Source organism: Clostridioides sp. ZZV14-6387 (genome assembly GCF_020657835.1).
GTDB lineage: Bacteria > Bacillota > Clostridia > Peptostreptococcales > Peptostreptococcaceae > Clostridioides > Clostridioides difficile_A.
The window spans coordinates 16956-36918 of record NZ_JAGWCW010000001.1; the positions used below are offsets into that span (position 1 = coordinate 16956).

Sequence of the window (19963 nt, forward strand, 5' to 3'; positions counted from 1 at the left end):
TCTATACAACTTGATAAATTAATTATACGAATAAAATTACCTAGTTGTTAATTTTTTAGTTTCTTAGCCTCCATTTTTTCAGATGCTATGACGAATGGAATATATATTAATATTGACAATATTAAATTAAATAGTGCTAAAGCTCCACCAGTCCAATCGCCTGTAGCCATTGCCCCACCTAGTATAGGAGGTGTCACCCAAGGTATTTTAGGTAAAATTACTGGTGCTACTAATCCAAAATCTATTGCTAAGTATGATACAGCACTACATATTACTGGTGCAAGTACAAATGGAATCATAAATATAGGATTTAAAACTATTGGAAGTCCAAATATTAATGGTTCTCCTATATTAAATATTGCTGGTGGCCCACCTAATACTATCATTTCTTTACGTCTTCTTCCTGCTATTATTAAAGCTATAATTAATCCTAATACCATTCCAGAACCACCTAAATATACAAATGCATCAAAGAATGAACCTGCAAGTACATGGTATCCTTCAGTTGCTCCTGCTTGGGCTAAAGCAGCATTTTCTCCACCTAACTTCATAAGTATAGTTTCTGTAAAAGGAAGTGCTATATTTGCACCATGAAGACCAACAGTCCAAAGTATATGAATTATAAATGCAATAAGCATTGTAGAACCTAGACTATCAGCTACATTTGATAGCGGTGCTCCTAAATAAGTATTTAAAATATCTGTTAAGAAACTTCCATTTGAAAACAGCTTTATAAATAGTCCTATTACTGTAAATATCATTATAGTTAACATTCCTGGTATTAACTTTGCAAATGACCTTGAAACTGCTGGTGGAACTCCATCTGGCATTTTTATAGTTAATTTTTTTACTTTAGATAATCTTACAAATATCTCAGTTGATAATAATCCTATTAATATAGAAGAGAACAATGCTGCTGTACCTAAGTAAGTTTGTTGTATCATTCCCCATCCTTCAACTGCTGTAGTTCCTCCTTCAGGAACTATTTTACCAATTTGTGGAGCCATTATAAAAAAGATAGATAGTGCTATAAGTCCAGCCTGTAACCCATCACTTTCATAAGATTTGGCTAAGAAATAGGCAACACCTATTACTAAAAATACTGCCATAGTACCTATTGCTCCCCACCAAAGGTCGCCTCCAAATGTAGTCCAGTTTTCTCCAAATATACTTGCCATTAAGTTCTTATATGCTTTTAGTGGCAAGTTGTTTATTAATGTTCCTAATGCACCTACCATAGTTATAGGTATCATAGCTATAAATGCATCCCTTACTGCTACTAAGTGCCTTTGAGCTCCTATTTTAGCAGCTACAGGCACTATATATTTATCCATAAATGACATGAATTTTTCCATATTTACATCCTCCAGTACAACTTTATTTCGAATTATTTAATTCTATGGCTCTATCTAATACAGCTTTTCCATTACATCTTCCATAATCCATCATATTTATAACTTCTACTGGAATATTATGTGGTTTTGCCATTTCAGTTGCTTTTCCTAATACATATCTAACTTGAGGTCCTAAAAGTAAGACATCACAATTTTCTATTTCATTTTTTAAGTTTACTTCTGATATAGCCCATATTTTCGCCTCTATATCGTTTTCCTTTGCAGCATCCTCCATTTTCGTAACTAACAAACTAGTTGACATTCCTGCTGAACAAGCTAACATTATTTTTATCATTTTTTTCCCTCCAAATTAGATTTATTAAATATTTTTTAAGTCATAATTTCTTTAAATTATACATTTAAAGTATGCTTTTTTATTAATTATTATTCCAATGTATATATCTTATTTTTAAATGTATATACATTTAATTCTTGATATTATTATATATCAAATGTATATACATTTCAAGAAAACTTTTTCATTTTATTTAAATTTTATTCGACAACAGCACTCAAAGTTAAAGTATATCCATGATGATATGTGTGTGAGTATTCAAAAACCTCACTATTTTGTAACTTGCAGATTTGATTTATATATAAAAGTGCCTCTGGTTCTTCTAACTTCAAGTTGACCATACATTCTTCATTTGATATTACAGCTTGTACTTCTCTCTCTGACATAGCTATCTTATATCCACACACTTCTTCAACAAAATTATAAAGAGAATTTTCACAATGCATCTTATTTAAATTTGGAAATAGCTTAACTGGCATATAAGTAATCATATATGAAACTCTTGCATCATTTGCTAATCTTACTCTTTTTATTTCCCATACATTTTCTTCCAGACTTATATTCAATCTACTTGATAATTCTTCATCTGCTTGAACTATCTCAAGAGATATCAATATGTTAGATACTTTATATCCTTTACTTTCCATCTCTTTAGTAAATCCACTGACAGATGATATATTATCATATATATTATTTGCAAGAACTATACTTCCTACACCTCTTTGTCTGGCTATATATCCTTCTTTTACTAAGTTATTTAGTGCAGACCTTACAGTCATTCTAGTCACATTAAACTCCTCACTTAGCTGTTTTTCAGAGGGGATTAAATCCCCTTTCTTCAAACTATCTGAATTTATTAATTCTCTAACATGATTTTCTATAACTTTATAAATTGGCTCTTTCATTTAATTCACTCCTTATTAGTTAAATCTTTTACATAATAAGATAATTTTATATACAAACAAAGAAAATGTCTATACATTTAAGATAATTTTAATTTTATTCAGACATCTTATACAACTTTCCAACTTTAAGTAAATATATAAATAAACTTATCATTAGTGTCCCTTTTAAGATACTTGATAAAGTTATACTCCACCATACACCATCTAAACCTAATATTTCTGGTCTGGATATAAGGTAAGCTAATGGTACTCTTGCACCAGTCAATATAGTAACTATAGTAGAAGGTATATAGGTTCTCCCTAATCCTTTGAAAGCTCCCGTTGTAATTATCTCTAAGCACATAAAAAACTGAGAATATCCTAGGATTTTAAGATAAGTTGCCCCTTTTTCTATAGCTTCACTTTCATCTATAAAAACAGAAAATATACTCTCTCCTGCAAATACTAGTACTAAAGTAGTTATTATTCCAAGTATAGAAGATACAATTATACCTATTTTACAACCTTTGTTTATTCTAGAGTACTTTTTAGCACCATAGTTTTGTCCAACGAAACTTCCTAATGCAACTGCTAATCCTTCAGCAGTCATCCACGATATTGCTTCTATCTGTGAGCCCACTTTTTGAACAGCAACAGCAACAGGTCCCCATGATGCTACGATTACTCCTAGCAACATTGAAAATACTGTGAACATTCCATTCTGTATCGCTACGGGAAAACCTAATTTATACAACACTTTATAATATCTAAGTTCTATTTTTCTAAATATTTTTATTCTAAAATATTCTTCTTTACTCTTAAGAACTATATATAAAAAACACATTGTAACTACTATCTGTGCAAATACAGTTGCTATAGCAGCTCCTGCTACACCAAGTCTTGGAGCAGGACCCCATCCAAAAATTAATATAGGGTCAAGTATAATATTAGTTATTAATCCTACTGTATTAATGCAAAAAGGAGTTTTGCTATTTCCAAGACCATTGAAAATTGCAGTAAACACTGGGTTTATAAAATAAAATACCATACCTAAGGCTACTATTATCAAATATTGTCTAGACATAGTAATAACTTCTAAATCTCCCAATTTAAAAAAACCTATCAGCTGTTTATTAAGCACTATTAAAGATATTGTATATATTATTGCTAACATAATATTTATTTCTATTGCTGATTTTATATATGATTTGGTGGCACTTATATTGTTTTCTCCTATACTTTGTGCTACTTTTACTTCTCCACCCACCTTAGAAATCATAATAAATGCCATTGCAAGCCATGGAAAAAATCCAGCCGTTCCAACCGCTGCTACTGCCTTACTTCCAGCTTTACCAACCCATATCATATCTATCATGTTGTATCCCATTTGTATAAATGAAGTCCCCATTATTGGAAGTGATAGTTTAAGTAATTTTTCTGTAATTCTTCCTTCTGTTAAATCAAGTCTATCTTTCATTTCCCACCTCTTATAGATTATAAAATTTTAAATTTATTTATACAGCTAGATTTATCAACTTATTTAGTTAAACTCTCTATCATAAATATAATTGCTATATACTCATAAGTATAAATATAATTATTTCCTCAATTACTATTATAATTCTTATCTTAACATCAATTAAGTGGATATAGTTCAATAAATAATAAACTTGTAATTAATTAGAATTATTTATTCTATATTTTCCAAAGATTGACAAGCTTTTTTGGGGTTGATATACTAATATTTAAAATATTTTAAATTCTTATGAGGTGAATCAATGAACATAAATGAATATATAAAAGACTCTATCTTAGTTTTTGATGGTGCTATGGGAACATACTATTCTAAACTAAAGAATAACGCTTTCAACTGTGAAATGGCTAATATCAATGATGCATCTACAATTTTATCTATTCATAGAGAATATATAAGAGCTGGGTGTAAAGCTATTAAAACAAATACCTTTGCTGCCAATGAAATACTCCTAGAATGTGATTTTAAAACTGTCAAAGATATTATCAAAAGTGGATATGAAATTGCATTAGAGGCAACAAAAAATACAGATGTATTTGTATTTGCTGACATAGGTCCAATACCTGCTTTAAATGACAGAGATTTACTATCTGACTATAAAAAAATAGTAGATATATTTTTAGAGCTTGGTGCAACAAACTTTATATTTGAAACATTCAGTAATGATGAATATCTACCAGAAATCTCAAGTTATATAAAGAAAAAACAACCAAATTCATTTATATTAACAGAATTTGCAGTTAATCCTGAGGGATTTACTAGACTTGGAAAAAGTGGTGCAAAAATATTTGAATCTATTTCAAAGAATAAAAACATAGACGCATTAGGATTTAATTGTATCTCTGGACCACATCATCTATTGCATTTTATAAAGACAATTGATATTAATGACAGTATAGTTTCCATTATGCCTAACGCAGGCTATCCTACTATCATCAATAACCGTACTTTTTTTGAAGATAATTCAGACTATTTTTCAGAACAAATGTTGGAAATACTAAACCAAGGGGTTCATATATTAGGTGGATGTTGTGGTACAACACCAGAATTTATAAAAAAGACTGTTGATATAATAAATTCTTCATATAGAGGTGAATCTGCTATAGAAAAAGTTATTTCTTCAAAGGAAAAAATCAAACCAATATCAAAAAATAAACTTTTGGAAAAACTTGAAGTAGGTAAAAAAATTATAGCAGTTGAATTGGACCCTCCAATTGATACAGATATTGAATTTTTTATGAGTAGTGCCAAAAAATTAAAAGACCACGGAGTCGATGCAATTACAATTGCAGATTGTCCAATAGCTAGGGCAAGAGTTGATAGTAGTTTATTAGCTTGCAAAATAAAAAGAGAATTAGATATTACCCCTATACCTCATATGACATGTAGAGATAGGAATATTAATGCAACTAAAGCTCTCCTTTTAGGACTTAATATTGAAAATATAGATAATGTACTTGTAGTAACTGGAGACCCTATACCATCTGCTGAAAGAGATGAAATAAAAGCTATGTTTAGCTTTAATTCCTCAATATTAGCAAATTACATAAAAACATTGAATGAAAATACATTTAATACACCTTTTAATATACTTGGAGCATTAAATATAAATGCAATAAACTTCGATTCTCAACTTAAACATGCTAAGATTAAAATAGAAAATGGAGTTACTATGTTTTTAACTCAGCCAGTTTTAACAGAGCAAGCTTTAATAAACCTAAAAAAAGCTAAAGAAATACTTCCTGCAAAGATACTTGGAGGAATAATACCTGTTGTAAGCTATAGAAATGCTTGCTTTATGAATAATGAGATTTCAGGGATTACTGTTTCTCAAAATATTATAGACCTGTACAAAGATACATCAAAAGAAGAGTCTACCAAGCTTGCTATTAATATATCTACTCAAATAGCAAAAGAAATTGAACCCTATGTAGATGGTTATTACATTATTACACCTTTTAAAAGAATTGATATAATATGTGATATAATAGCAAATATTTATAAATAAAATATTTATAATATAAGTAATATTAAAATATTTATTAAAATATATTATAATTCTATAAAGCTTTATATTTTAAGGTTCTAGGCTTGTTTATTCGTTGTAATTTTTATATAAATTTGGTAATATATAGATATATTATGGTGAAATTTATAGATATATATTAATTATGAGGAGATTGTGGGAAGCTCTTTTCACAAAACAACTAAGCTATGAAAATAAATAAAAAATTTAATAGAGTTGATATGCAGGTTTCAATACTTACTGCAATTATTGTAATAATATCTTCTTCGTGCGTGTATTTTTTTAACTATCAATTGACTTACAATGATATGATATATACTTTGAGTGAAAGGTCTAGACGCATATATGAGTATGCAGAAAAAAATATTGATAAAGATACATTTACTGAAATTAACTCTAAAGAAGACCAATCAAAAAACTCTTATAAAAGTTCTAAGACCTTATTAGAATCTATAAAAAATACCACTGGAGTCATGTATCTATATACTGCTAAAAAAACAAAAGATGGCTCATTAGTGTATGTTGTTGATGGCTTAGATTCATCTAGGAGTGATTTTAGAAACGCTGGTGATTTAATAGAAAAAGAAATTTGGGGTGACCTTAACAAAGCGCTGGATAATAATATATTGCTCCCTAAAAAAATTAAAGCAACATCCTGGGGATACATATTCATATCATACTTTCCTATTCACAATAATGATGGTGAAGTTGTTGGGGTAATAGGAATTGAATTTGAAGCAAACCATCAATACAATACATTTAAATTTATAAGCATAGTTACACCACTTATAGCATTATTAACTTGTCTAATATCAGCATTGGTTGCGGTAGTTCTATTTAAGCGTATATCAAACCCTACATATACTGATTTTGCTAATACAGATTACTTAACAGGTTTAAAAAATAGAAATGCCTTCGAAATAGATATGAATAATTTGAACAATTTAAGTATAAAAAAGCTAATATCTATCATATCAATAGACTTAGATGGCTTAAAAAAAATCAATGATAAATTTGGTCATCAAACAGGAGATTTATACATTAAGCATGCAAGTAAAATTATAAGAGATGTTATAGCTAAAAAACATGTAGTTTATCGTGTTGGTGGAGATGAATACATAGTCATTCTAAAAAATTCATCTCATGAAGAGATAAATACTATTATAAATAATATCAATTTAAAAATAATTGAAGAAAACTCGACTAACGAGTTAAAGTTATCAATGTCTATTGGATATGCTGTTTTTGATGATAAATTAGATGTTTCTTTGTTTGATACATATCATCGTGCAGATTCTCAAATGTACGATAATAAAAGGAAATTTAAAACACGTGATTAACATTAATTCTAAGCTTAAAAAGTCTATTCCATAAATAACAAGAATAGACTTTTTTAATTTGTATTTTTTTAAGAATTTATTTAGTTAAGATTTGTCCTTTTTTCCAAACGATTTTTTATGAACTCATGTATTACTTTCACTAATATGTTTGTAATTAGTATTAATACTGCCAATGCTGCAGCCTGTGCAGTGCTACCTTTATCATCCAATTGTACAATTGATATTGCAGCCACTTTTGAACTTGCAGTATATATAAATACTAAAGCTGATATGGTCACCATAGAGTTTAAGAAAAAATACATAAAATTTTCTAAAACTGCTGGCAAACAAAGTGGTATAGTTACATTTTTAAGAATTGATGCACTGTTTATCCCCATCGACTTAGCCACCATATCTAATTCCTTATCTACTTTCTTAATGGCTGTAGTAGCAGTTATAAACGCTACTGAAAAGAAATGTACTACATTACATATAACCATTATAAGTACTGTTCCATATAATCCATTGAATAAGTTTTTAATGTATATTGTATCCATAAAATTAAACTCTAACTTATTAAAAAATAGTACATAAGATATACCTAAAACCAACCCTGGCAATGCCATAGGTAATGTACTTAAAAAATATCCAAATGATTTTAAATACGGAGCTTTTTCTGTTTTTTCATTTAGATATGCAAATAAGAAAACAAAGCTTGTACCAAGAATAGCTGTTAATAGTGACATTTTTATTGAATTTATAAATGGTGTAATTCCATCAATACTATTTTTCATAGAAAAGTGTTCTAGTGTGAGTCTTAAATCATATGGCCAAACAGATATTAAGGATGATAAGATTACAGTTAACATTACAGCTATTATACCAAATGCAATAAACCCTACAATCCCACCAAAAATACTATCTCTTAATTTATTAGATTTAATTTTATATGGAATTGACTTTGAATTTATATACGAATTTTGATTCTTTTCAATTTTTTTAGTTACCATAAATGATATTATTGCAGGTATTAAAAGTAAAATTGATACAGTAGCACCCATTGGCATATTTTGTTGTCCTATAATCTGCTTATACACATCTATTGATAATACATTAAACTCTCCTCCAATTACTTTTGGAGCTCCAAAGTCTGTAAAGCATAATGTAAATGATACAAATGCAGAACTTATCAAAGAGTATTTTATGCTAGGAATTGTTATGCTTATAAATTCTCTTATTTTACTTATACCCATAGTGTTACTAGCTTCATATAATCTATAATCCGTTGAACTTAATGATATATAAAGTATTTGAAATGATTGAGGAAATACATATATAATTTGTGCTAATATTATTCCTACTGCTCCATATATTGGAACATGTATTCCAAGTAAATTAGTTACAACCCCTTGATTCCCAAACAAATATACTAAGCCTATTGCGTGCATCATTGTTGGAGCAAACATAGGAAACATTGCTAACGACTTAAAAAATCCCTTAAATTTAATCTTTGTCCTCGTTAGTGCATACGCATATACTAATGCAAGTGTTAATGATATTACAGTTGATATAATAGATACAAATACTGTATTTTTCAGCGAATTCAACAGAGCTTCAGAAGCTAAGTATTCTTGGAAGTTTTGCAATCCAACAAAGACTCCATCTTTATCTAAAAATGCCTGCACAAATAGATATATTATAGGTGCCAGTAAGAATATTACTAAAGACATAACCAATACTGTAAGCATGCACTTTTTTATATCTAGATTCATTTTTGATTTAAGACTTATACCCTTAGAACTCATAGCATTATTATTCATATACTTATGCTCCTTTAACTTTTGGATACTTTAAATAGTATTTTTCATCTATATTTATCTTTACAAGGTCACCTTCTACTAAATTTAAATTAACCCATTCTTTTATAGAAACATCACTTATTATGAAATTTTCATTTAATTTATCTTTTATTTCTACTCTTAGGAGATTTCCTCTGAACTCTATGTTAGATATTATTCCTTGATAATTTTCTTTTGTTGATTTCTCTATTTGAACATATTCGGGTCTTACAGTTAATATAGAATCTCCATTATCAAAGCAGTTTGTATCTCCTATAAATTGAGCTGTAAATAGATTTTGAGGATTTTGATATATTTCTTCTGGAGTTCCTATCTGCATTATATCTCCTCCGTTTAAAATAGCGATTTTATCTGCCATTGTTATAGCTTCTTCTTGGTCATGTGTTACCATTATTGTTGTTATATTAAGTTCTTTTTGTAGCCTTTTAATATCCATTCTAAGCTTGTGTCTAACCTTTGCATCTAATGCAGACATTGGCTCATCTAAAAGCAAAAACTTTGGTTCAAGCGCTAATGCTCTCGCTATTGCAATTCTTTGTTGTTGCCCACCTGATAACGCTTTAGGATATTTATGAGCTTCATGAGTTAATCCCACTATTTCAAGAACTTCCTTAACTTTATTATCTATTTTTTCTTTTGAAACTTTTCTTTCTTTAAGCGGAAAGGCTATATTGTTATATGCAGTCATATTTGGAAACAAAGCATATGATTGAAACACTATTCCAAAACCTCTCTTTGACGGTTCTAAATCTGTAATATCTTTATCTTGGAGAATTATAGCTCCACTATTTACTTCTTCAAGACCAGCTATTATTCTAAGTAATGTAGTCTTACCACATCCACTAGGCCCAAGTAAACATAAAAATTCACCTTCTTCAATATCCAAACTAATATTATTTAAAACCCTTTTTTGGTCATAATTTTTAAACACATTATTTATTTTTAAGTAACTCATATCTTATCTCCCCTTATCTAATTATATTTTTATTTTAAATTTTTTTCTTCTAAAATTATCTCTTCTAAACTATTCATTTAAATTTTACTTACTTTCAGATTTTGAACCATACTTTGATTCCCAAGTTTTTAATACCATACCTCTATTTTTTGCAGCAGAGTTTAAATCTACTTCCTTTATTAGCTGTTCAAATGGTTGTTTAGAATAACCCTTTGGAACTGGATTATTTGTCTTTATAGAAGTAACTGCTACTTCGTGTGCATATCTATTCATAGCTGAATCACTCATTGCCCAGTCTAGAAATATTTTTGCTTCTTTTTTTATATTCTCTTTTTTAACTAAAGCATTTGCTTCTAAATCCCAACCTGAACCCTCTTTTGGAAATACTACTTCTATAGGTTCACCACTAGATAATTGTTGTGTAGCTCTATATCCAAGTGTAATACCTATTGGATATTCTCCAGAACCAGCTAGTTTAGCAGGCTTTGAACCAGAGTGTGTATATGTAGCTATATTTTTATGTAATTTATCCATATAATCGTAAGCATCTTTTTCGCCCATCATTTGAATAAGTCCTGATACTGTAAGATACCCTGTTCCAGATGATGCTGGATTTGGCATTGTTATTAGCCCTTTATATTCTGGTTTTATCAAATCTTTATAACTTTTTGGAACATCAATACCTAGTTTTTCAAGCTCTTTATAATTAACTACTATAGCTGTTTCTGGTACACTCATTCCTACCCAGGATACATCTTCTCCAGTATCTTTGAATTTTTTATCAACCTTATCATAATTTTTTGGCTTATACACTTCAAGGGCTCCATCTTCTTTTAACTCTATCATGTTCATTGCTGACAATCCCCATATAACATCAGCTTGCGGATTATCTTTTTCTGCTAATAATTTTGAAGCTATTACTCCATGAGAATCCATAACTATCTCTACATCTATATTTGGATACTCTTCTCTAAAACCTTCCATATAGTAAGCTATTTGCTCTTCCTCTAATGCTGCATATATTGTAAGTTTATTATTTCCTTTTCCTTGAGTAGTTTGTGGTGTTGTTGATATGCAACTTGTCATAAATGTAATTACTACAATACACAGACAAGTAAATATAAATTCTTTCATATCTTCCCCCTTTATGTATTTTATGTGTTTTTATCTTTTTTTAATTGTTTTTTATTGTTTTTGCTTATGTTTATATAATACACCTAATTTGTTAATATAAAGTTAAGTGTAAATTAACAGTTCGTTAATTTTTAGAAATTTTTGTTAAATATGTTATTTTTGATTAATTCTAGTATGCTTTTAAACAATATTTTATTTTATGGTATCTATATTTTTAATTTGAGCATAAAAAATAAGCCTAACTCCTATAAACTAGAATGTTAGACTTACTTTTATAAGTATTTAATTACACAACCAAATTATTTTTCTTCTTTTCTTCAAGTGCTTTTTTAAGCACCATATCCTTAACCTTCATAAGTCTAGTAGTACTTGCTCTTTCATTTTCCTCAAGCTTCATAGCAATATACTTAATAGTCTCCATGTAATTTGGTATCATTACATTCTCAAGAGCATTAACACGTCTACGTGTCTTTTCTATCTCTTGAGCAAGAAGTTGTGCACTTTTCTCACTTTCTGCAAGTCTTAAAAGTGGCTCCATAGCAGCTGAGAATGCTTCCATAGCAGAATCTAATTCACCTGATGTAAAGGCAAGTCCATAAGGATAAATATCACTTTGATTGTTTTCAGTTTTAAAGTCAAACACAGGAACATCAACACTCATTATATTTTTCGTAGAGACATCTACTGAAACAGATTGCTTTGGCATCATAAGTGCTGAACCTAGATACTCCTGACTCATAACTGCTCTTGCAATTATAAAATTTTTATAAGCACCATCAAGAGCATTTTCTGCTTCTTCACGTAATCGCTTATTTTCTCTTACAATATCAAGAAATTGTTTCATAAGTTCATCAAGCTTATCTTTAAGAAGCTTATGACCTCTTGTAGCAGTTTTAAGGAGTTTCTTAAGTCTAGTCATTTCCATACGTGTTGGATTTACATTTAATCTAGCCACAGATATCACTCCTTAGGCATATATTTTTCAAAATATTCATCACGAATACGTTTAAGTTCACTCTTTGGTAACATACTAAGAAGCTTCCATCCAATTTCTAATGTTTGCTCAATAGTTCTGTCAGTTCTAAATCCTTGTGAAACATATTCTTTCTCAAATTCATCTGCAAACTTTGCATACATTAAATCAATCTCAGAAAGTGCAGATTCACCAAGTATTGCCATAAGTTCTTTTGCATCTTTACCTCTTGAATAAGCGGCAAAAAGTTGGTTCATTGTATCTGCATGGTCCTCACGAGTTTTACCTTTACCAATCCCCTTATCTTTTAGACGAGAAAGTGATGGTAAAACATCTATAGGAGGCTGTATATCTTTTTTATAAAGTTCACGGCTAAGTATAATCTGTCCTTCTGTAATGTATCCTGTAAGGTCAGGAATTGGATGTGTTTTATCTTCCTCAGGCATTGTAAGTATAGGAATCATAGTTATAGAACCTTCATGCCCTTTCATTTTTCCTGCTCTTTCATACATTGTAGCAAGGTCAGTATAAAGATAACCTGGATATCCACGACGTCCTGGTACTTCTTTTTTAGCTGCTGAAACTTCACGTAATGCTTCTGCGTAGTTTGTAATATCTGTTATTATAACAAGTACATGCATGCCCTGGTCAAAAGCAAGATATTCAGCTGCTGTAAGTGCCATTCTAGGTGTAGATACACGCTCTACAGCTGGGTCATTTGCAAGGTTTACAAATACTACAGAACGGTCAATAGCACCAGTTGCTTTAAAGTCACTTATAAAGAAATCTGCATCTTCAAAAGTTATACCAACTGCAGCAAACACAACGGCGAACTTAGAATCAGTTCCACGTACTTTTGCCTGTCTTGCAATTTGAACAGCAAGGTTAGCATGTGGCAAACCTGCTGCTGAGAATATAGGAAGCTTTTGCCCCCTAACCAGTGTATTAAGTCCATCTATCGCAGATACACCAGTCTGTATAAATTCTGCTGGATAATCACGTGCTGCTGGATTTATTGGAGCTCCATTTATATCAAGTCTTTTATCTGGTATAATTTCTGGGCCTCCATCAATAGGTTTACCCATTCCACTAAAGACACGACCTAATATATCTGGTGAAACTCCAAAATCAAGACTCTTTCCTAAAAAACGAACTTTACTTTCAGCAAGGTTTATACCTGTTGAACTTTCAAAAAGCTGAACAAGTGCAGTATCTTCATTTACCTCTAGAACTTTACAACGACGAATCTCTCCATTTGAAAGCTCAATCTCTCCAAGTTCATCAAATTTTACACCTTCTACACCGTTTATTAACATAAGAGGACCGGCAACCTCTTGTATTGACTTATATTCCTTTATCATAGTTCTTCAGCCCCCCTCTTTTTAATAAGGTCTGCAAGCTCATTGTCTATTTCCTCTTCAATTGAATCGTAAGTAGCATCTATACTGTCTTCTTCTACATACTTAGCACGACCAATCTTTTCAAGAACTGAAAGCTTGATAATATCATTTATAGTAACATTTTGCTTGATGGCATCTTGTGCTGACTTATAGAATTTTAATATAAGTCCCATCATTCTATATTGTTTATGAAGTGATGTGTAAGTATCAACTTCGTGGAAAGAGTTTTGATGAAGGAAGTCCTCTCTTATAGAACGAGTAACTTCTAATATCAATCTATCTCCATCTGAAAGTGAATCCACACCAACTAATTGAACTATTTCTTGAAGTTCAGATTCAACTTGTAAAAGTTTCATAGCTTGAGCTCTTTGAGCTGAGAAATTGTCATTTACATTTTTATCTGTCCATACATCAACTTTTTCCTGATAGAGTGAATAACTTGTTAACCAGTTGATTGCTGGGAAATGACGCTTATATGCCAAAGAAGCATCAAGCCCCCAGAATACCTTTACTATACGAAGTGTTGCTTGGCTGACAGGTTCTGATGTATCTCCACCAGGAGGAGAAACTGCACCAATTGCTGTAAGTGTTCCTTCTCTATCATCCATACCTAGACAATTTACCTTTCCTGCTCTCTCATAGAATTGAGCAAGACGTGAACCTAAGTATGCAGGATAACCTTCTTCACCAGGCATCTCCTCTAGACGACCACTCATCTCTCTAAGAGCCTCAGCCCATCTTGATGTAGAGTCTGCCATAAGTGCAACACTATATCCCATATCTCTAAAGTATTCAGCTATTGTAATACCAGTGTATATAGAAGCTTCACGTGCGGCAACTGGCATGTCTGATGTATTTGCTATAAGCACAGTTCTTTGCATAAGTGACTCGCCTGTTCTTGGGTCTTTTAATTCAGGGAACTCAAGAAGAACATCAGTCATTTCATTTCCACGTTCACCACAACCTATATATACAACTATATCTGCATCTGCCCATTTAGCAAGCTGATGTTGTGTAACAGTTTTTCCACTTCCAAAAGGACCTGGTATAGCTGCTACCCCACCTTTTGTGATTGGGAAAAATGTATCTATAACTCTTTGACCTGTAACAAGAAGTGAATCTGGTGTTTTCTTTTCTCTATATGGTCTTTCTTTTCTAACTGGCCATTTTTGCATCATAGTTACAGCTATATCGTTACCTTTTTCATCTGTAATAACACAAACTGTATCTTCAACAGTAAATTCTCCAGAATATATTTCTTTTATAGTACCATTAACTCCATAAGGAACCATAATTTTACATTCCACTACAGCTGTTTCTTGAACTCCACCAATTATATCACCAGATACAACTTTATCGCCTACAGCTTTTTTAGGTTTAAATTCCCACTTAACTTCTCTATCAAGTGAAGATACCTCAACACCTTTAGTTATATTAGTACCTGAAATATCATACATTTTTTCAAGTGGACGTTGAATACCATCATAAATAGTTGAAATAAGACCTGGTCCAAGCTCAACACTCATAGGCATTCCAAGAGAAACAACTTCCTCCCCTGGTCCTAGACCAGAAGTCTCCTCATAAACCTGTATAGAAGCCTTATCTCCATGCATTTCTATAATCTCGCCTATAAGATGTTTATCTGAAACTCTTACGACGTCAAACATATTCGCATCTCTCATGCCCTCCGCTACAACAAGCGGTCCTGACACCTTTACAATTGTGCCTGTTTTCATATTCTCTCACCTGCAATCATATACTTTATCAAAATTTAAATACTCCCTCCTATATTTTATCAATACGTACTTTTAGCACTAATAAAATTTGAGATTGTCTTTTATTCAACTTCCATTTATTCTTTAAATAATATATCTGCACCTATAGCACGTTTACTAGATTCTCTTACTTCATTCATACCTAATCCCATACTTCCTCCAATACCTGGAATAACTATAATAGCAGGAAGTTGGTAGTCCTTGTATTTTGCTATTGATTCTTTTGCAAGCAATGATGCCTGTTCTGTAATATAAATTATCGCATACTCATCTTCAACCAACTTATGTATACTTTTTTTAATTTCGTCACTATCATAGGCTGGGAAGATATCTATTCCAAGAGCTAAAAATCCCATGATGCTATCTTTATCTCCAACTACTCCTACCTTATACATAAGCATCCCTTAGCCTTTCTTTTATAGTATCTGCGTCTATATTATTAAGCTTACTAGTCAAAATAATTCTTATTGTTTTTATCTCTGATTCTTTAGCATATAAATAAGCAATTAATGGCTCTAATGTAAGAGGTTTAAATTTTGCTTCTCTAACATATTCCATAAGATAGTCATCACAAAGTTTTTCAAATACAGTGAATCCATTACTCATACCATTTTTACAGATATCAGAGTAAGAAGTAGACTTAAAACATGATGCTGGAGTGTCTGAAGAAAAAGCTTCTAAGAATTTTTCCTTATCAAGTGAGCCACCTGAAACAAACACATTCATAAACATGTGAAAATCTTTCTTCATATTTTTAACTCTTATAAAACTTTTTAGATTTGTTAAATCACAAACTTTCATAACATAATCTATTACAAATTTGTTTTGACTTTCTTTAGCAGTCTCTTTCATACTAGAAAAAGTCGCTTTATCTAAAGCAATATCGACCATCTGACCATTTTGTGTCTTACTATAAACATCAAATGCCTCTACTATGGCTGCTGCCATTATATTAGGTAAATCACTAAAATTACGATTTGCTAAAGATTCTCTAAGCTTAATAAGAGGAATTGTACCTCCATCAATCAAATATTTTTCACCATCTACACCAGAAATTTCTTCTTTAATCAGCACTTTTAAGTTGTGATAGTCATTTTTATAAAGAAATACATCAACAAATTTTTCTTCAGGAGCTAGACCTTTAAGAATTTCATATGTCTTTGATAATTCTTGAGTCAAAATATTCTCAAAATTATGGATATTATTATTCGATGTATCCACATAACCTGCTTCAGCTATAATTCTTAAAGAATCTTCAGGGCTTTTGGCTTCTGCCATTTGAATAAACATTTGTCTGTTAAGAAGCTGTTTTTCAAGCACTCTTATTCGTGCCACGGCATAGGGATAAGTTTTTTCTTCTGCCATTTTTTAACCCCTCCTTAATTAAACAAAATTTCTGCTGCAATTTGCTCAATATCTTCATGTTCTACTGCAATTATGGCTTCAAATGAATAATTATACTCAATGTCGCCTTTTTTAACTATAAAGCCTCCAGTAATATCTCTGATTTCATCAGATACTTTAATGCCTTTTTTTGATAACACATCTTTCAATGCTTTTTTATCTTTTTTAGATAATACTATCTGTGAGTCTTCTGTACAGTTTGATTTTTCAATCATATTTAATATAATCTCTTCATATTCACTATCTTTAAGATTTAAAAGTTTATTTTTAGCTTCTAAGATTACTTCTTCTAAAATCTCTTGTTTTTTTGATAATATTTGTTTCTTAGCCTCCATATAAGCTCCTGATATTTCCTTAGAAGCTGCTTTTTCTGCTTCTGCCTCTGCAAGCTTTGTATAGGAAGCCATTTCCTTTTCAGCTTTTTCAGTAGCTGAATTTATTTTTGAATCTGCCTCACTCTTAGCTTTATCCAATATTTCTTGTGCTTCTTGTTTGGCATCAGCTATAATTCTGTCAATCATTTTTTGTTCATTACCCATAGGAGTGCTTCCTCCTTTTCATTTTTTTTACTTATGAATTATAATCTATAATTAACCAATTGCAATTCCATTGTAAGCTAAGAAAGAAACAAGTAGTCCTAAAAGAGCATATGTTTCAACTATCGCTGCAAATGTTATAGCCTTACCAAGTTCCTCAGGTCTTTTAGCAACTATTCCAACCCCTGCTGCTGCTGCCTTACCTTGTGCAATACCTGACACTAAACCAACTAAACCAATTGGAAGTCCTGCCATAAGAAGTTGTAAACCTTGAGCTGATGTTGGTATTGCATCTCCCCCAATAATCCCTGCTTTTGATAAAATAAGGAAAGCTATGATAAATCCATATAGACCTTGTGTACCAGGAAGAAGTTGTAAAACTAGAAGTTGACCAAATTTACTAGGGTCTTCTGTTACAACACCTGCTGCGGCTTGACCTGCTATTGAAGTACCTTTAGCAGAACCCATACCTGCAAATAATGCTGCTATAGCAGCTCCTGATATTGCCAAAAATTGACCATTTCCTAACGCGTTTAAAAATTCCATATTTACATCTCCTTTTTATTAATGCTTGTATATTTTGTTTTATACTTAAACGGAACAAAAGGAACTCCTCCGCCTTCATAAAACTTGTTGAAAAATTCTACATACTGTAACCTACTTGTATGAACATATGCACCTAGTGCATTTATAAGAAGGTTTATTGTGTGTCCTACAACACCAATTACAACTGCAAATATTGGACCAGCTATAGCCCCTAAAAGATTGATAACCTGCCCTATAACTCCTGTTGTTAGACAAAGTGCCATAATTCTTGTATAAGATAATATATCAGCAAAATAACTTGTTATACCATAAAGGCTTGAGAATCCTTTGAAAAGCTTAACAGGAACACCTTTAAAGCTTCTTCCTTGAGTAAGGACAAGACCTAAAGCACCTATAATTGCCAAATATTTTCCTACTTCAGAAAATACACCTATATCGCCTGCAACAAAAGGTATTATAAGTAGACATACCCCTGTTATACATAAATACCAAAAACCTATATCAAAAATTGCATCTATTACCTTGCCATCTCTTATTAATGTATATGCTTTAATTCCCAAACCTACATATATATGGATAATACCGAACAGTAATGACATTCCCATAAGTACCATAACATCCTCTAAAGGATTGATTAGAGCTTTTATAGGAATTAAATCCCCCAAAATACCCCCGAATATAAGACCCCATATAGTAGTTGAAACTCCACAAATACCAATAAGTTTAATTAAATTTCCTTCACCTTTTTGCATTTTTGATTTGTATACAATAAATCCACACGCTAGTGCAATTATCATCCCATATGCAGCATCACTTAGCATCATTCCAAAGAATACAACATAAAAGAAAGTCATAATTGTATTTGGGTCAATATCTTTTGTGCTTGGACAGCTGTACATATTTGTTACACTTTCAAAAGGTGTTACAACTTTATTGTTTTCAAGCAGAATTGGGAAACCTTCTTCTTTATCTCCTTCCTCTGTTTGAACACAACAGTCAAACTTTTCTGTAATTTCTTTAATTAGCTCATCTGCTCTTTTGCTTGGTAGCCAACCGTTAAGGCAGAATGTTGTTTTTGTTTTGACAAGCCTCTCTATAATCTTTTTTTGGTCTCTTTCTATAGTGTAAAAATCATATAGATTTTCAAGCATGTGCATATTATCTGCATGGCTTTTAATTTCTTCTGTCTTATTCTTAGAAACGTTTTCCTGTCTGATTATCATTTCATTATATTTCTTAATAGCTTGTGATGGTGTACCTTCTTCATTTGGCAATGCAACTACTGAAAAATTAAATTCTTTTAGAACCTCTAAAGAATTATCAAAAGTTTCTTTCAAAGTAATTAAATAAACATAGTTCATTAACTTGTCGGAATTAATAATTCCAAGAACACTTTCTGGTATTTCATCTTCTAATTTTACTCTTAAGGCATCAACATTTGCACTTGTAGGTACAGTCCCAAGTATAGTTTTTGTATACTTAGTTTCCATATTTTCAAGAGGAATATCAAAATTCACCCATGGTTCTAACATATTTTTATTGTTATTCAATAGATTTATGTTAGCCCTTATTGTACCTATCTCCTTATGTAGAGTGTTTAACTCCAAAGCTTCAGCGTAAATTTGTTCTTCTTTTTCGCTATTAATTCTGTCAAACTCTCTTTTTGGTACAAACATGGCTTTCTTTTGTTTCACTAGTGAAGAAACAATGTTAATCGCTTGATTTACATGAGACATCTTTTGTTCTAACATTATAACTTCTGATTCTTCACTATCTTTTACAAGATAATTTTTTAACTCCTCCTCCTCAGTAAGAAAGGCACTATCATCAATCTGAACAAACCCACGGTTCATAAGTAGCTTTAAAATCTGGCTTTTTTGAGCTTCTAAGCCAACAATAGATATTTTGTTCATATTAACTATTGCCATA

The 19963-nt window shown here is 31.0% G+C and carries 17 protein-coding genes; 2 read left to right on the forward strand and 15 right to left on the reverse strand.

From position 1 onward, the window contains the following. Positions 1-47 precede the first annotated feature (47 nt). The 4 genes from KGF38_RS00080 to KGF38_RS00095 form a co-directional block, all read right to left on the reverse strand. Positions 48-1355, reverse strand: a complete 1308-nt coding sequence (locus KGF38_RS00080) for a PTS sugar transporter subunit IIC (RefSeq protein WP_074179823.1) — start codon at positions 1353-1355, stop codon at positions 48-50. 22 nt (positions 1356-1377) lie between these two features. Then, complete coding sequence (locus KGF38_RS00085) at positions 1378-1689, reverse strand: PTS sugar transporter subunit IIB (RefSeq protein WP_074179824.1); 312 nt, start codon at positions 1687-1689, stop codon at positions 1378-1380. A gap of 200 nt (positions 1690-1889) precedes the next feature. Further along, positions 1890-2594 (reverse strand): GntR family transcriptional regulator, encoded by a 705-nt coding sequence (locus KGF38_RS00090; RefSeq protein ID WP_074179825.1) that lies wholly within the window; start codon positions 2592-2594, stop codon positions 1890-1892. A gap of 94 nt (positions 2595-2688) precedes the next feature. Then, entirely contained in the window at positions 2689-4050 is a 1362-nt protein-coding gene (locus tag KGF38_RS00095; protein ID WP_054271476.1) for an MATE family efflux transporter, read from the reverse strand. Positions 4051-4351: 301 nt separating this feature from the next. On the opposite strand from KGF38_RS00095, the gene KGF38_RS00100 reads away from it, so the two are divergent. Continuing rightward, complete coding sequence (locus tag KGF38_RS00100) at positions 4352-6115, forward strand: bifunctional homocysteine S-methyltransferase/methylenetetrahydrofolate reductase (protein WP_074179826.1); 1764 nt, start codon at positions 4352-4354, stop codon at positions 6113-6115. Positions 6116-6321: 206 nt separating this feature from the next. Then, a complete protein-coding gene (locus KGF38_RS00105; protein ID WP_074179827.1) occupies positions 6322-7473 on the forward strand; it encodes a GGDEF domain-containing protein in 1152 nt (383 codons plus the stop codon). A gap of 80 nt (positions 7474-7553) precedes the next feature. On the opposite strand, the gene KGF38_RS00110 is transcribed toward KGF38_RS00105, so the two are convergent. The 11 genes from KGF38_RS00110 to KGF38_RS00160 all read right to left on the reverse strand — a co-directional run bounded on the left by KGF38_RS00110 (position 7554) and on the right by KGF38_RS00160 (position 19962). Then, entirely contained in the window at positions 7554-9272 is a 1719-nt protein-coding gene (locus KGF38_RS00110; RefSeq protein WP_054271479.1) for a putative 2-aminoethylphosphonate ABC transporter permease subunit, read from the reverse strand. A gap of 4 nt (positions 9273-9276) precedes the next feature. Continuing rightward, on the reverse strand, positions 9277-10266 hold the full coding sequence (locus KGF38_RS00115; protein ID WP_074179828.1) for an ABC transporter ATP-binding protein: 990 nt from the start codon (positions 10264-10266) through the stop codon (positions 9277-9279). A gap of 84 nt (positions 10267-10350) precedes the next feature. Further along, complete coding sequence (locus tag KGF38_RS00120) at positions 10351-11400, reverse strand: putative 2-aminoethylphosphonate ABC transporter substrate-binding protein (RefSeq protein ID WP_054271481.1); 1050 nt, start codon at positions 11398-11400, stop codon at positions 10351-10353. Between the two features lie 286 nt (positions 11401-11686). Beyond that, positions 11687-12355, reverse strand: coding sequence for a V-type ATP synthase subunit D (locus tag KGF38_RS00125; protein WP_054271482.1), 669 nt, complete (start codon positions 12353-12355; stop codon positions 11687-11689). 5 nt (positions 12356-12360) lie between these two features. Next, complete coding sequence (locus KGF38_RS00130) at positions 12361-13734, reverse strand: V-type ATP synthase subunit B (RefSeq protein ID WP_054271483.1); 1374 nt, start codon at positions 13732-13734, stop codon at positions 12361-12363. Further along, positions 13731-15509, reverse strand: coding sequence for a V-type ATP synthase subunit A (locus tag KGF38_RS00135; RefSeq protein WP_074179830.1), 1779 nt, complete (start codon positions 15507-15509; stop codon positions 13731-13733). Before KGF38_RS00135 ends, KGF38_RS00130 begins: the two co-directional genes overlap by 4 nt. 116 nt (positions 15510-15625) lie before the next feature. Continuing rightward, positions 15626-15943: a V-type ATP synthase subunit F gene (locus KGF38_RS00140; RefSeq protein ID WP_009893746.1), complete on the reverse strand. Its 318-nt coding sequence runs from the start codon at positions 15941-15943 to the stop codon at positions 15626-15628. Continuing rightward, on the reverse strand, positions 15936-16913 hold the full coding sequence (locus KGF38_RS00145; protein ID WP_054271485.1) for a V-type ATP synthase subunit C: 978 nt from the start codon (positions 16911-16913) through the stop codon (positions 15936-15938). Before KGF38_RS00145 ends, KGF38_RS00140 begins: the two co-directional genes overlap by 8 nt. A gap of 14 nt (positions 16914-16927) precedes the next feature. After that, entirely contained in the window at positions 16928-17491 is a 564-nt protein-coding gene (locus tag KGF38_RS00150; RefSeq protein ID WP_054271486.1) for a V-type ATP synthase subunit E, read from the reverse strand. Between the two features lie 51 nt (positions 17492-17542). Then, a complete protein-coding gene (locus KGF38_RS00155; RefSeq protein ID WP_003422657.1) occupies positions 17543-18034 on the reverse strand; it encodes a V-type ATP synthase subunit K in 492 nt (163 codons plus the stop codon). A 2-nt stretch (positions 18035-18036) separates the two neighbouring features. Then, complete coding sequence (locus KGF38_RS00160; RefSeq protein WP_074179831.1) at positions 18037-19962, reverse strand: V-type ATP synthase subunit I; 1926 nt, start codon at positions 19960-19962, stop codon at positions 18037-18039. Position 19963 lies beyond the last annotated feature (1 nt).